The following is a 15,061-nucleotide window of genomic DNA, read 5'->3' as shown; positions in this document are numbered from 1 at the left end:
TGTGTAAGCACAGCAATGTGTTTAGCTTGGCAGTACTAATAGGTCGAGGGCTTGACCATAATCCCTTTATTGGATTTCTTTTCCCTTTCTTTTCTTTGCTCCTTTATTCAGTTTTCAGGGTGTATATACACTGATTATTACCACATGAGTTTTACTCATGTGGTTTTTTGTATTATCGATTAAGATATAAATGTTAGTTACAATTAGAAAGTTCTTCAAACATCAAAAAATTTGAATTTGCGGAATAGATATTTTATTACAAAAAGCTTCTTGTGCCATAATGAATGGGACAAGAAGCTTTTTTATTTGCAGTAAAAAATTTAATAAAACTATAAAACATCATAGATTTTTACTTAAAATCATTGATTTGTCCTATTTAAATTTAATACAATTCATATTACAATTATTACTATAAAACACAAGAAAAATTACACAGTATTATGCAAAATAACAATGGGGTGAGTAAATGGGAAAAAATGAATTTTGGCATGAGTTAAAGAAGAATAGAGCTTTATTTGTTATGCTAATTCCTTTTACGGTTTTAGTGATTGTACTAAATTATTTACCAATGTCAGGTTTGGTGTTGGCATTTAAAAGTTATCGATTTGATTTAGGAGTGTTTGGGAGTACATGGAACGGGTTAGAGAATTTTCGTTATCTTTTTTCCTCTGGAACTGGATGGACGATTACTAAAAATACAATCCTTTACAATTTACTTAATTTACTTACTTCGCAACTCTTGGCAGTTTTCGTAGCAATCTTAATTTCTGAGATGAAAGGAAAAGTATTTAAAAGGACTACACAGTCTGTTATTTTTTTGCCTTATTTTATTTCATGGGTCATAGTCGGAACTTTCGTCTTTAATATTTTCAATTATGAAACCGGAGTTTTTAATAATTTACTTACTAAAATGAACATGGATAAGATAAATGTTTATTCTATGCCAGGTATCTGGCCGGCCATTATCGCTATATTTAATGCGTGGAAATGGGTTGGATATAACTCGATTATCTACATTGCCTCTATTACCGGTATGGATGTGGAATGTTATGAAGCGGCTGATATTGATGGGGCTAATATATTTCAAAGAATTTTGCATATTACTTTGCCGGCAATTCGACCTACTATTATTACCATGATTCTTTTGCAAGTAGGAAGAATATTGAGAGGCGATTTTGAAATGTTTTATCAGATTATTGGGAATAATGGTCAACTCTTTGAGGCAACGGATGTAATTGATACTTATGTGTTTCGTTCTCTCCTGCAAAATTCAAATTTTGGTATGACAGCAGCTGCTACTTTATATCAATCGGTTTTGTGCTTTCTGATTATTTTAACAGTAAATCAGATTGTGAAAAAGATTGAACCGGAATATGCGTTGTTTTAATACAATTTTGAGATGGAGGTAGGATATGACACATTCCTTAATAAGAAAAAGACCTAGTACTAAAATAAAAAGAAGTGGATCTCGTATTACATTTGATATATTCTCTTATGTATTTATCGCATGTTTGGCATTGCTTTGCTTGCTCCCTTTTATTATGTTAGTTTCGGGATCTTTTACATCTGAGCAAGTAATTCGCTTTGAAGGATATAGTTTATTACCGAAAGATATAACCTTAGAAGCCTATAAAATAATCTTTAAAACGCCTCAAAAAGTTTTTAATGCCTACGCAATTACAATTTTAATTACAGCCGCAGGAACTTTCTTTGGCCTAATGTTTATAACCATGACAGCCTATGTTTTAGGGAGACAAGACTTTAAATACCGCAATAAGTTTTCTTTCTTTTATTATTTTACGACGCTGTTTAACGGAGGCATGATTTCTACCTATATTTTTTACATACAGTATTTAAACTTAAAAGATAACTTGTTGGCACTGATTCTTCCCGGAATGATTAATGTGTTTTATTTACTCATTATGCGAAGTTTTGTTACAAGTATTCCAACGGCATTAATTGAATCGGCAAAAATAGACGGTGCTGGAGAGTTTAGAACTTTTTTTCAAATTGTTCTTCCACTTCTGAAATCTGGACTTGCCACAATTGGACTTTTTTTAGCTCTTGGTTATTGGAACGATTGGTATAATGCCATGCTGTATATTAACACGGAAGAAAAATACCCTTTGCAGTATATGTTGTATGCAATGATGCAAAAACAGCAGGCTTTGAATTCACTAGCAAGTCAAGCGAATATTAAGGTGGAAAATCTACCGTCAAATTCATTAAAACTGGCTATGGCAGTAGTAGCTACCGGACCCATTATCTTACTATATCCATTTGTGCAAAAATATTTTGTCAAAGGCATTACGATTGGCTCTGTTAAAGGCTAATCAATGTATAATTAATTTTATGGGAGGCAAATATGGAAAGAACAAAAAAGCTTGGGGCTCTGTTTTTGGCAATCATCATGATGATAAGTGTTATTTCAGGCTGCGCAAGTGATAGCAAAAAAAATTCTGAAGAAACATCTGTAAAATCACAGAGCCAAAGTGATAAAGAAACAGAAAGTGAAACCAAGACTTCAGAAGTTTCTGCATTAGATACGTCTGAAGAAGTAGAAATTGTCATGTATGTAGTCAGTGATAGACCCGCTAAACAGGATGAAGTGGATGCTTATTACAACGAAATACTAAAAGAGAAGATGAACACGACAATAAAGCTAAATTGGATAGGCTGGGCAGAGTATGCCAACAAATATCCATTGCTGTTTTCTTCAGGTGAAAAATTTGATATGGCTTATACGGCCACATGGCTAAATTTTGCTTCATTGGCACAAAAAGGAGCCTTTAAAAATTTAAATGAACTTTGGCCTGAGTATGCACCAAAAAATTATAGTAGACAAAATGAAATGGCACTAAGCCAAGCAAAAGTAAATGGAGATTATTACTGTATTCCTACCCTTTATGCGACCTATAATGCTTATGGACCCGTCTATAGAACCGATATTTTAGAAGGTACTGATTGGGATGGAAAAATGGAAGATTTCGATGACTATGAGACTTACTTAAGCTATGTCAAAGAAAATGCTCCTGAACTGGAACCAGTCGATATTTATCAGTCTGGTTCAGAGATAGACGATACTTATATGTATTTCAATAAACTTTATCCCATTAAGGGTTCAACAAATGATTTCCTTTGGATTGATCCTTATGAAGAAGATCCTCAACTCTTTACTTATTATGAGTATGAAGGTACCCCGGATTTTCTAGCTAGAATGGCAAGATGGAATGAAAAAGGATATTTTACAAAATCGGCGCTATCGGATACAGATTCTACTAAAATGCAAAATAATAAAGCTGCCTCAAAAGTGTATAACGATGGTAACTATGTGTCACAGCATATCTACAATCCCAATAACAAGGTGAAGTTTGTTAATTTTGCGAAAGATATTTCGTATATGCCTTTCACACAAGATGCAGCAGTTGTATCAAATAGTTCTGAAAACCCCGAAAGAGCTTTGGCCGTTTATGATTTGATTACCTCAGATGAAGAAATGCATCGTGCCTTTTTCTATGGAATTGAGGGAACTTCTTATGAAATTATAGACAATCAAGTAAAGATGTTAGATACAGATAGCTATGCAGCAAACTCTTTTTGGGCAGCACGTACTACTGAGTTTACCCTAGACAATTATGGCGCGCCGACAGACTACCCCGACCTTAAGGCATCTTTTGATAAACAAATTGATGAAATAGCTGGCAACGGAAGTGCTAAATATCGTGGATTTGCTATTGATACTACACCAATTGAAACAGAATATGCAGCCTGCCAAAATGTACACCAACAATATTGGTGGCCGCTAGAACTCGGCTATACAGATGCCGAGCAAGGTTTAGCCGATTATAAAGCCAAAATGGAAGCAGCCGGTATCGAAAAGGTAAAAGAATTTATACAAAGTCAGTTTGACGAATATAAAAGCAGCATAAAATAATATCCTAACATTATTCGTAAAACAGACAGATATTCTGTCTGTTTTATTGTTTTTATTGGTTAATAATGATACTATAATAAGAGATAAAGCAATTAATACATTTAAGGGATTAACAGAATCAATGGATTGCTATTGAAAAACAATGAGTCAATCGTTTTGATTTCTTTGCAAATAGCAGAAGTGGTGGAATATGATAAAACTATTAATTGTCGATGACGAGTCTGCCACAAGGAATGGCCTTATGCGGCATATCAATTGGAAAGAATTAGGAATTGGTATGATTCAAACAGCTGGCAGCGCACAAGAAGGTATTATGATAAGTGAATATTTTCGCCCGGATGTTATTCTTTCAGATATCCGTATGCGTGGTATGACCGGGGTAGAGATGTGCAGTGAGCTGCACGAAAAATTTCCTGATTGCCAATTTATTTTTATCAGCGGATATTCCGACAAAGAATATTATAAAGCAGCTATTAAAATTGGGGCCGTCAGCTATATTGAGAAACCAATCAATGTAGAAGAATTAAAAGAAGCGATTCAGCAAGCGGTCAATACTGTTCAAGAAAACAAGCAAAGAAACTCACAAAAATTGGTGCTTCAAGAGAGCATGGATTACATAAAAAAAGAAGCATTTTTTTCCCTTATAAGAGGAGAAATTATTACGGAAGAAAGCACTAAGATTAAAGTGTGCGAAATGTTTAAAGTAAGGCATGCGGCATTTAGAGTGTGTATTATTCAGGCAACAGAACCAATTACCAATATGCTTGCTTTTTTTTACAATATAGAAGAGCAGGTGTTTGCACCGCTGGTGGCAGCTTCTTTTAGCATTTCCTGGGAAATGCAGTTTGAAGAAAATAATGGGGCAATTCTAATTTTAAATGGAGATGCAGACAGTATAGGAGATAAAAGTAATTTATTTGCAGATATGAAAAAATTTTTAATAAAAAATCAGCTGTTTGCCGCGGTTGGCAAACCAGTAAAACAAATTATAGATATCTATAAATCGTATGAGCATGCAAAAGAAGTAGAACAAGCTCTTTTTTCTACTGGATATGGGGATATTGCATTTCGATCACCCTCGAATCGTACAGTGCAAATTGAAGAAAGCTTATATGAAGAATTTACTTTAGCATTAGAAACATCCAATGAAAAGGTAGCTTTGTCTACTATAAGTGATTTAGTAAATACAATTAAATCTTGCGAAGCGATAAGAAGTCATAAACTGCAGCGTGTATTTTTCCGGTTAGAACAAATTATCTATGCAGAATCGAAAAAAAACTCCAGTTTTGTTCAGAATGAAAATGAAAGAGGGCAGGAAATCGGCGATGGGGAAAGAAAGACAGTAGATCAAATTCATGCCTATTTGGTTGAAAAAACAAGATATCTTTTTGCAATAAAGGAGAAAGAGGAATCAGGATATTCGGTCATTAACCAAGTTTTGAGGTTGATTGAAAGAGAATATCAGCAGAAAGATATTTCGGTGCAAGGATTAGCCGATGAAGTCTATTTAACACCTACTTATTTATCCAATTTATTTAAAAAGAAAACGGGCAAGACGCTTGGTGAGACAATCACTGGGATTAGAATTGAAAAGTCAAAAAAGCTCTTGCAGGATAAAAGCTTAAAACTTTATCACGTAGCAAGTTTAGTAGGATATGAAGATTCTAATTACTTTGCCAAGATATTTAAGAAAAAGATGGGTCTTACTCCATCAGAATATCGAGATTGCCTATGAACAGAGTGAAAAAGCTTTTCTGCCATTGGTGGTCAAAAAGAAATATGAGAAGCAAACTGGCATTGTCTTTTTCGGTGCCTGTTGTATTCGTATTTTTTATAGTCATGTTATTTATCAATTACTCGATAGGTGGACATTATCGCGAAAAGATTGTGTATTCAGCAAGCCAAGCTTATGATCAAGCTTTCTCTTTCTTTGAGAATTATGTGCAAAATATGTATTATGCGTCTGATTTAATCTACTATAATGGTGACTTGCAACGTATGGTGGGTTCTGAAAATTTTAGCGGAGATAGAGATTATGCCGAACAATATCGAGAATTTTTAGCACTGGAAAGTGTTTTTACCACGGTAGAAAAAATGGAAAGCATTTATCTTGCCAGAATTTTTATTTCAGATGAAATACACTATACTAACAATACAAAGAACTTTGTTTCTTATTCCTCTCTAGCCGAGAGAAAAGATTATGAAGATATCATCAATTCATATATCTATTTCACGGGTTCTGAATCAGTTGGGCTACCGCAAAATAATGGCAATGTAGAGTTAGTATCAATGTTTCGTATGATTAAATCCACGCTTGGCACGAATAAGTTCATTGCCGTACAACAAATTGGTGTTAAAACAGAAAAGTTTCAAAGTATTATTGATAAATCCAATATTACGCAAGCGGGAATTATTTACTTGACCAATCAAAGAGGTGAAATAATCTGCCTTTCTTCAGGAAAAGATGAGCTGCTTCAAACTTTACAAAAGAGCGGAAAGCTTCCAGTCAAAGGAACTCATTTGAATTGGCAAAATCAAAAAATATGGAAGGAAGAATATATTGTTCAGAACAAAGAAATAGAAATGACAGATTGGATATTGGTAGCTCTTGTGCCGAAAACTGAAATTGAAGCGCAGGTGAGACAAATCAATGCAATATCATTTTCACTTTCAATACTTGCGGTAATTGTCATCTCTTTATTAGCTTTTAAAATTGCTCGTTATTATACAAAGCGGTTGGACATTTTAGCCCAAAGTATGATTAGTTTGCAGAATGGAAACTTTAATGAGCAACTCATGGTTATAGAAGATGATGAAATAGGACAGATTTTTAAACAGTTTAATGATACGGCAGGGCGCTTGAAAGAACTAATGGAAGAGCAATATCGAATGGGAAAGGAAATTAAAACAGCGCAACTGAAAGCGTTGCAGGCACAAATCAACCCCCATTTCTTATATAACACTTTAGATTTAATCAATTGGCAAGCAATAGACAATCAGGCACCTGAAATTGCTGAAGTAGCACGAAATTTAGCTAAGTATTATCGTATAAGCCTAAATCGAGGAAAACAGGTTGTTTCTATTGCCGAAGAATTAGAGCATGTAAAAGCCTACATTTATATTGAAAATAAGCTGTTTGAAGATTCAATTGAATTAAAAATAGATGTACCCAAAGAGATTCAATCGCTGGCTTGTATCAATATTATGTTGCAGCCCTTTGTCGAAAATGCTATTGTGCATGGCATTGCAAGCGATATTAGTGTACAGGAGTGTCATATTCTTATTCAAGCAAGAAAAGAAGAGGGAGACATTATCTTTATCATTCAAGATGACGGTAAAGGGATGACAGAGCAACAAGTAAAAAATATTTTAAACGCAGAACCCAAAAGCGGATACAATGGATATGGTGTTAAGAATGTGAATTCACGTATTCAGCTTTGTTATGGAGAAGAATATCAATTATCTTATAGTAGTACTTCGGGAAAAGGAACAACGGTAACCATTAGAATTCCAGCGTTAACGATAGAAGAATGCGAGCAAATAGTGACGTAGTATAGTAATGAGAGATTAAAAGGAGAATTTATAATGAGTGTAAAACATATTGTCAGCACAGAAGGAAATTTTTGGACAGAAAGCTTAACAGAACAAGCCATCTATGAAGATAAGCTGATTGTGACAGATACAAAAAAGCAAGAAATAAAAGGCTTTGGCGGCTGTTTTAATGAGCTGGGTTGGGATGCCTTACAAAAAGCGAATGAAGCAGAGAAAAAAGCTTTTTTAGATGAATTATTTGATACGGATAAGGGCAATTTTAACTATGGTCGTGTCCCAATTGGCGCCAATGATTTCAGTTTGGAATGGTATAGCTGTGATGAAACAGACGGCGATTATGAGCTGAAAGACTTCAACATTGAACGAGATAAAACCTACACACTGCCTTTTATTAAAGAAGCAATTGCTCGGCAAAAAGAGGGATTCGCTGTCTTTGCCTCACCATGGAGTCCTCCAACTTGGATGAAAACAAAAAAAGCCTATAATTTTGGAACACTGCGCATGGAAGAAAAAGTTTTGCGTGCCTATGCGGCCTATTTTGCTAAGTTTGTAAAAGCATATCAAGAGGAGGGCGTCACGGTTAATCAAATTCATGTTCAAAATGAGCCTATGGCTGATCAAAAGTTTCCTTCCTGCAAATGGACAGGTCCGCAGATGAGAGATTTTATTCGTGACTATCTAGGTCCCCTATTTGAAGAACAAGGCCTTGATACAGAAATTTGGTTGGGCACAATTAATGGACCATTTATGGATATGTATATGAACAATACAGCATTTTCAGAGTTTTATGATGGATTTATCAACACAATATTATCGGACAAGAGAGCAAAGAAATACATAGCTGGTGTGGGTTTGCAATGGGGTGGCAAGCATGTTCTTGAACAGGTAGAGTTGGCCTATCCCGAGCTTAAAATTATGCAGACAGAAAGTGAATGTGGTGACGGTCAAAACAGCTTTGAACATATGGAGTATGTTTCAAGTCTGATGTGGCAATATTTCCGCCATGGTGCAGAAAAATATACGTATTGGAATATTGCATTAACGGATGAAAGTGTTTCTACATGGGGATGGAAACAAAATTCGCTCTGCACAGTAAATGAAGAAAGCGGAAAAATAAACTATCAGCCCGAATACTATCTCATGAAGCATTATTCTCAGTTTATTAGGCCGGGGGCAAAGTATTTAGAAAGTAAGGGCCGCTGGTCGGCAAATAGTAGTGTGTTTGAAAATCCAGATGGTTCGGTTGTGGTTGTGGCAACAAATCATATGCATGAAAAGAGAGAGATGAGTATACAGGTAAAAGGTCAAGTGGTTTCAGCAACCATTGAACCACATAGCTTGCATACATTTGTGATTAATTAAGAAATTACAGCGAGACAGAGGTTAGAATAGGGGAGAAGACATGATTAATAAATTACTACTATATGGGGCAGCTTATTACGACGAATATATGCCTTATGAAAGATTAGAAAAAGATATTCAAATGATGAAAGAGGCAGGTATTAACGTAGTACGCATAGCAGAATCTACTTGGAGCACAGTAGAGCCACACAACGGAGAATTCAATTTTATCCATATTGACCGTGTGCTAGATGCCATGCATAAAGCCGAAATTCATGTCATTGTGGGTACACCGACATATGCCGTCCCCACTTGGATGGTAAAAGAACACCCCGAGGTTTTGGCAATGACACCGCAGGGACAAAACAAGTATGGACCAAGACAGAATATGGATATCACCAGCCCGGTTTATCTTTTTTATGCAGAGAGAGTTATTCGAAAAATCATGGAGCATGTCAAAGACCACCCTGCTGTCATTGGATATCAGATTGACAATGAGACAAAACACTATAACACGTCGGGGCCTAACGTACAGGTTCACTTTGTAAAGTATTTACGACAAAAATTCGATAATAATTTAGAAGAACTAAACCGCAAATTTGGGCTGGATTATTGGAGTAATCGCATTAATGATTGGGAGGATTTTCCCAACGTAGATGCTTCTATTAATGCCAGTTTGAGTGGAGAATTCGCTAAGTTTCAAAGAAAATTGGTCACAGATTTTCTTTCATGGCAGATAGACATTGTAAATGAATACAAAACAGAAAATCAGTTTGTTACTCACAATTTTGACTTTGATTGGAGGGGTTATTCTTACGGTATTCAGCCGGATGTTAATCATTTTGAAGCGGCTAAAAAGTTAGATATTGCGGGGTGTGATATTTACCACCCCTCACAAGATGATTTGACCGGCTGTGAAATTTCCTTTGGAGGGGATATCACCCGTTCTATGAAACGGGATAACTATCTTGTATTAGAAACCGAAGCACAAGCCTTTATCGGTTGGACACCATATCCCGGGCAGTTAAAACTACAAGCTTTTGCTCACATAGCCAGCGGAGCCAATATGGTCTCTTATTGGCACTGGCATTCTTTGCATAATGCCGCAGAAACCTATTGGAAAGGACTGTTGAGCCACGACTTTGAACCAAACCCGACCTATCTGGAAGCCAAGATAATTGGCAAGGCATTTCAAAAACTAGGCAATAAGCTTGTCAACCTGAAGAAGTCAAATAAGGTAGCTATTCTCTTTAGCAATGAAGCACTGACAGCATTAAACGCTTTTTCAGGATTCCAAGGAAAATTAAATTATAACGATGTACTGCGTTTGATGTATGATGCTTTATATCATATGAACGTAGAATGTGATTTTATTGATCCTTGCAGTGAAGAGATAGAAGAATATAAGTTGTTGATTGTACCGCCGCTATATGCAGCATCTGACGCTTTGTTAGACAGATTAAATCGGTTTGTCAAAAATGGTGGTCATATCGTGTATGCTATGCGTAGTGGTTTTTCCGATGAAAATGTAAAAGTGCGTTCTTCTCACCAACCTGGCATTATTGAGGAAGCGTGTGGCATCTATTACTCTCAACTTGCTGCCGCCAACGAGATTCAACTTAAAGATTATTCTTTTGATGTAACGCCGGAGGACACAAAATTATCGGCAATGATTGAGCTTATCACACCTGTTTCTGCTAAAGTACTTGCCAAGTATGATCATCCTTATTGGGGAGAGTATGCAGCAGTCACCCAAAATCAATATGGTAAGGGGATAGCCACTTATATTGCTTGTTTGCCGAAAGCGGAAGTCATGCAAAAAATTCTCGAAGTAGCATTAAAAAACGCGGGACTTTGGGGAATAAATCAGGGAATAATATTTCCTTTAGTGGTTAAGACCGGAATAAACCAGTCTGGAAAAACGGTTCGTTACTATTTTAATTTTTCCATGGAAGCGCAAGAATTTACCTATCCGCATCAAGATGGTGTTGAGCTGCTACAAAATCAATCGGTCACCCAAAATGAAAATATTCAAATGGAAGCTTGGGATATTAAAATTATAGAAGAAAATTAAAAAGATATAAGAAAAGACAGCCTGAATGGAGGCTGTCTTTTTGATTATGCCGACAATAAACTGCAAATAAGAAAGTAAGTAAAGCGTTTTTATTCAGATTTCTCTTCTGAAGCAGGTTGTGTGTTTTGGGTAGCAGATTCAGGTGCAGTGGGCTGTACAGGAGGTTGCTGCTGCTGGTAAGGAGCTTGTTGATAATTTTGGGGTTGTTGCTGTTGGGGCGGGTAATAATAATTGCCATTCATTGGATGAGGAGGCTGAGGAAATTTAATAGGTTTCATTAGACCAAACATACGATAGCTAAGTCCGCTGAAGAAAGGAATGCCAGCGTCTTCTTCTTTGAGTGTTCTGACAATAGCCAAAATGGTAAAAACAAGAATGACAATAGCAAAGCCACCGCCAATAAAGCCTTTAAACAGGTCAAAGCCTGAAAGATAATCAAAAGAAGGAATAGAAGAATAACCAATAAAAGAATAACCAATGAAAACTTCTAATATGAAGCTAGAAAAAAGATTTAGAAAAAAAGCTTGCAAGGTTTGGCGCGAGAGCCATTCATCTTTTTCAATGTAAAGCGCAATACCCACAAGAAGCCCTGAAAGCAAGACTTGATCAAAAAAGATTAGAAAAAAAGCTAAGGCGGCTATGTACCGTGTAAGAATACCAGATTTTGATTTCATCATAAGGAAACCCACTTTCATTTATTTCTCATTAAAACTATGTTTTTATTGTAATAGATAGTACACAATAAGTCAAGAAATGAAAATAAAAAAAGCAACTACAATTGTAGTTGCTTTAAGTGTTGGCAAAACCTATTTTCCCGGACCGTCGCCAGTCAAGTATTTTCGGCACAAACGAGCTTAACTTCTGTGTTCGGAATGGGAACAGGTGGACCCTCGTCGTAATCAATACCAACTAAATGTTGTCGTCGTCCTGACGACTTACATATAATAACACACAAACAAAACAATGTCAACACTTTTTTTAAACTTTTTTAAAAAAAGTTTAAAAGCAAAAATAAAAGAAATAAAGACAAAAAAACAGCCACCCTTTTGGGTGACTGAAAAGTGTTGGCAAAACCTATTTTCCCGGACCGTCGCCAGTCAAGTATTTTCGGCACAAACGAGCTTAACTTCTGTGTTCGGAATGGGAACAGGTGGACCCTCGTCGTAATCAATACCAACTAAATGTTGTCGTCGTCCTGACGACTTACATATAATACCACAGCTTATTACAAAATGCAAGCTTTTTTTTAAAAAAGTTTTGAATTTTATAATAAAACCGTAATAGCTAGCTGAAAAATGGCTTAAATACCCCATTTATCTAGGTTAGAGCGCTGCATGGCTCCAATAATTTTTTGCTTGATATCTGGAAAATCTTTTTGCAGGCCAGTCAAAAAAACTTCGGTGTCTTTGCGTGCCGTCACACCGTCGGCCGGACAAGCACTTTTCACAACAGGAATGTCAGCGCGCCTAACAGCCGAAATGATATTTTTTTCTTGGCAAAAAATAAGAGGACGAATCATGGTAAGGTTTTTACGGCTTAAATAGGTCTTGGGTGAAAAACAACCGATATTTCCGCCGTAAAGCAAATTCATCATAAAAGTCTGGGCAGCATCATCCAAATGATGACCCAAAGCGATTTTGTTCAACCCTTCTTCTACGCAAATATTGTGTAGAATTCCTCTTCTCATTCTTGCGCAAAGACTGCAAGGGTTCTTTTCTTGATTTTCTTCAAAGATAATAGTACCAAGACGAGTTTTGCGAATAATATAAGGAATATTGCGTTGGGCGCAAAATTCGCTTATTTTAGAGAAGTCAGTTTCTTGTCCACCAAAGCAAGGGTCAGCCGTAACCCCTACAAGCGTAAATTTTTTAGGATAATATTGTGACAGTGAATGCAAGGCAGCAAGCAAAAACATAGAATCTTTTCCGCCAGAAATGCCAACAGCAATGCGGTCACCTTCTTCAATCATTTGATATTGTTCAATAGCAGCCCGAACATGCCCAATTAGTTTTTCCATATAAGATGACCTCCTAAAGTCTTTTCTATTATAGTGGTCAGAACGCTTTTTGACAAGACAAGCTATGTCTAAAATTTGAAAAAATAAAAATGTTGGATGCAGACAATAATTTATAACAAATAAAAACTAAAAATAGAGAGAGAGTAAATAAGAGATAAATAGAGATAATAAAGAGAAAACGAGAGATTAAAAACAATAAATTAAAAAACATTTGACTTGCGAGATTGAATATGATACTATAATTAAGGTTCAAAGCGTGGGCTAAACAAAGTGCATTAAAAACAATAAGAAATGCATTGTGTTTAGCCGACGATTTCGGATGGTAAACCTAGGTAAAGCAAAGAAAAGCAGCTTTGCCAAAAAGAAGATCAAATTATTTTGGAGGTATAAAATTATGTCAACTTATATGCCAAAAGCCGGTGAAATTGACCGTAAATGGTATGTGATCGATGCAGCAGGCAAGCCGCTGGGTCGTGTTGCAGCACAAGCAGCTATTTTGCTTCGCGGCAAACACAAGGTCACTTTTGCACCGCATGTCGATTGTGGTGATCATGTAGTTATTATTAACTGCAAAGAAGCTGTTTTAACCGGCAGCAAAGCAGAAAAGAAATATTATTATCATCACACCGGTTATGTCGGACATCTTAAAGAAGTTCGCTATGACACCTTGATGAGAACAAAACCTGAATTTGCCATGCAGCTTGCTGTTAAGGGTATGATTCCTGCAAACACGCTCGGAAGAGGTGCTTTGGGCAGACTGAAAGTATACGCAGGCGGCGAACATAAACATGCCGCACAGAAACCCGCTGAGTGGAATTTATAAGGGAGGATTAACGCATGTCTATGTATGAAAAAGCACCGTACTTTTACGGTACAGGCAGAAGAAAGAATGCTGTTGCCCGCGTAAGAATCTATCAGGGAACAGGCAAAGTGACAATCAACGACCGTGATATCGATGATTATTTCGGTTTAGATACACTTAAATATATCGTTCGTCAACCTTTGACACTGACAGAAACTGATGGCAAATTTGACATCGTCTGCCGTGTAAACGGTGGCGGCGTAACTGGTCAAGCTGGCGCTATTCGCCATGGCGTTGCCAGAGCATTGCTTCAGTATGATACAGACAATCTAAGAGGTAAGCTTAAGAAGGCCGGATTCCTCACTCGTGACCCAAGAATGAAGGAAAGAAAGAAATACGGACTTAAAGCAGCTCGTCGTGCTCCTCAGTTCTCAAAAAGATAATCAATTTATCTTTAAAACCCCCAAGAATCTTGTGTTCTTGGGGGTTTCGTTTATACTTGCTGAATCAAATGCGGCAAACTACCATTAGAGAGGAGATACCATATGAGTGAAAATATCAATATAGGTGGGTATCTTGATACTGTAAATGCACCATGGGGTAAATTATTTTACAAGTTAGTATGGCGTAATATCAACTGCCAAGATAAAAAAATACTTGATTTTGGGAGTGGATTCGGATTAACTGCAAATCATTTAGCAAAGAAAAATGATGTGACTGCCATTGAACCAAATGAAGAAATGCTGGTGCATCAGTTGCGTGAAAATCAGTATCAACAATTGATAGGAAGTATAGAGAAGCTAGAGAAAATGCCAAACCAATCTTTTGATGTAATTATATGCCATAATGTTTTAGAATACTTTTCAGAGAGAGATCGGTTGTTTAATGAGTTTTACCGCCTTCTCAGTCCAGAGGGATTTCTTTCAGTTGTTAAGCATAATAAAACCGGAAAAATCATGCAAAAGGCTGTATTTGAATATAATGTTGGGGAAGCATTAGATTTAATTCATCATGGAGATGCTGTTTCTACAAATTTTGGAACAATCAACGAGTATGAGGATTATGAGCTAGGCGAATATAACCAGGGTTCCTTTTGTATAGAAAAAGTTTATGGAATCAGAACCTTCTTTGCATTACAGAGAAATGAGTTAAAAATAGAACCAGACTGGCTTTCAAATATGTACCAGCTTGAATCTGCGGTAGAAGAGATTCCAACATTCAGAGATATTGCCTTTTTTCATCATGTCATACTCAAACCGAAGACTCAATGTTTTTAAATAACTAGTAAAAACCATTAGCTAAAGGACGTATGGAGAAATTCTTATGGGTTTGTCGCAGAAA

The 15,061-nt window shown here is 36.3% G+C and carries 12 protein-coding genes and 2 rRNA genes; 10 read left to right on the top strand and 4 right to left on the bottom strand.

Annotated features, from left to right (window positions below):
• Positions 1-466: 466 nt before the first annotated feature.
• The 7 genes from CS931_RS11680 to CS931_RS11650 all read left to right on the top strand — a co-directional run bounded on the left by CS931_RS11680 (position 467) and on the right by CS931_RS11650 (position 10,901).
• Positions 467-1,387 (top strand): ABC transporter permease, encoded by a 921-nt coding sequence (locus CS931_RS11680; RefSeq protein ID WP_099206068.1) that lies wholly within the window; start codon positions 467-469, stop codon positions 1,385-1,387.
• A gap of 25 nt (positions 1,388-1,412) precedes the next feature.
• On the top strand, positions 1,413-2,333 hold the full coding sequence (locus tag CS931_RS11675; RefSeq protein ID WP_099206067.1) for a carbohydrate ABC transporter permease: 921 nt from the start codon (positions 1,413-1,415) through the stop codon (positions 2,331-2,333).
• Between the two features lie 32 nt (positions 2,334-2,365).
• Positions 2,366-3,934 (top strand): ABC transporter substrate-binding protein, encoded by a 1,569-nt coding sequence (locus CS931_RS11670; protein ID WP_099206066.1) that lies wholly within the window; start codon positions 2,366-2,368, stop codon positions 3,932-3,934.
• A 190-nt stretch (positions 3,935-4,124) separates the two neighbouring features.
• Positions 4,125-5,669: a response regulator transcription factor gene (locus CS931_RS11665; protein ID WP_099206065.1), complete on the top strand. Its 1,545-nt coding sequence runs from the start codon at positions 4,125-4,127 to the stop codon at positions 5,667-5,669.
• Complete coding sequence (locus CS931_RS11660) at positions 5,666-7,486, top strand: sensor histidine kinase (RefSeq protein WP_099206064.1); 1,821 nt, start codon at positions 5,666-5,668, stop codon at positions 7,484-7,486. Before CS931_RS11665 ends, CS931_RS11660 begins: the two co-directional genes overlap by 4 nt.
• Positions 7,487-7,519: 33 nt before the next feature.
• Positions 7,520-8,848, top strand: a complete 1,329-nt coding sequence (locus tag CS931_RS11655) for a glycoside hydrolase family 30 protein (RefSeq protein WP_242964983.1) — start codon at positions 7,520-7,522, stop codon at positions 8,846-8,848.
• Between the two features lie 40 nt (positions 8,849-8,888).
• Positions 8,889-10,901 (top strand): beta-galactosidase, encoded by a 2,013-nt coding sequence (locus tag CS931_RS11650; protein WP_200814985.1) that lies wholly within the window; start codon positions 8,889-8,891, stop codon positions 10,899-10,901.
• A gap of 89 nt (positions 10,902-10,990) precedes the next feature.
• On the opposite strand, the gene CS931_RS11645 is transcribed toward CS931_RS11650, so the two are convergent.
• The 4 genes from CS931_RS11645 to CS931_RS11630 all read right to left on the bottom strand — a co-directional run bounded on the left by CS931_RS11645 (position 10,991) and on the right by CS931_RS11630 (position 12,918).
• Positions 10,991-11,578, bottom strand: coding sequence for a hypothetical protein (locus CS931_RS11645; protein WP_143826253.1), 588 nt, complete (start codon positions 11,576-11,578; stop codon positions 10,991-10,993).
• A 117-nt stretch (positions 11,579-11,695) separates the two neighbouring features.
• Positions 11,696-11,811 (bottom strand): 5S ribosomal RNA (rrf, locus tag CS931_RS11640).
• 152 nt (positions 11,812-11,963) lie between these two features.
• A 5S ribosomal RNA gene (gene rrf / locus CS931_RS11635) occupies positions 11,964-12,079 on the bottom strand.
• A gap of 122 nt (positions 12,080-12,201) precedes the next feature.
• Positions 12,202-12,918, bottom strand: coding sequence for a tRNA 2-thiocytidine biosynthesis TtcA family protein (locus tag CS931_RS11630; RefSeq protein ID WP_099206061.1), 717 nt, complete (start codon positions 12,916-12,918; stop codon positions 12,202-12,204).
• A 394-nt stretch (positions 12,919-13,312) separates the two neighbouring features.
• On the opposite strand from CS931_RS11630, the gene rplM reads away from it, so the two are divergent.
• The 3 genes from rplM (at position 13,313) to CS931_RS11615 (ending at position 14,997) form a co-directional block, all read left to right on the top strand.
• Complete coding sequence (gene rplM / locus CS931_RS11625; protein WP_099206060.1) at positions 13,313-13,741, top strand: 50S ribosomal protein L13; 429 nt, start codon at positions 13,313-13,315, stop codon at positions 13,739-13,741.
• A gap of 20 nt (positions 13,742-13,761) precedes the next feature.
• Positions 13,762-14,163, top strand: a complete 402-nt coding sequence (gene rpsI / locus CS931_RS11620) for a 30S ribosomal protein S9 (RefSeq protein ID WP_099206072.1) — start codon at positions 13,762-13,764, stop codon at positions 14,161-14,163.
• A 102-nt stretch (positions 14,164-14,265) separates the two neighbouring features.
• Positions 14,266-14,997: a class I SAM-dependent methyltransferase gene (locus tag CS931_RS11615; protein WP_099206059.1), complete on the top strand. Its 732-nt coding sequence runs from the start codon at positions 14,266-14,268 to the stop codon at positions 14,995-14,997.
• Positions 14,998-15,061 lie beyond the last annotated feature (64 nt).

Source organism: Scatolibacter rhodanostii (genome assembly GCF_900197595.1).
Classification (GTDB): domain Bacteria; phylum Bacillota; class Clostridia; order Oscillospirales; family Acutalibacteraceae; genus Scatolibacter; species Scatolibacter rhodanostii.
The sequence above is the reverse complement of the archived record's forward strand: the minus strand, read 5'-3'. Positions and strand labels throughout refer to the sequence as shown.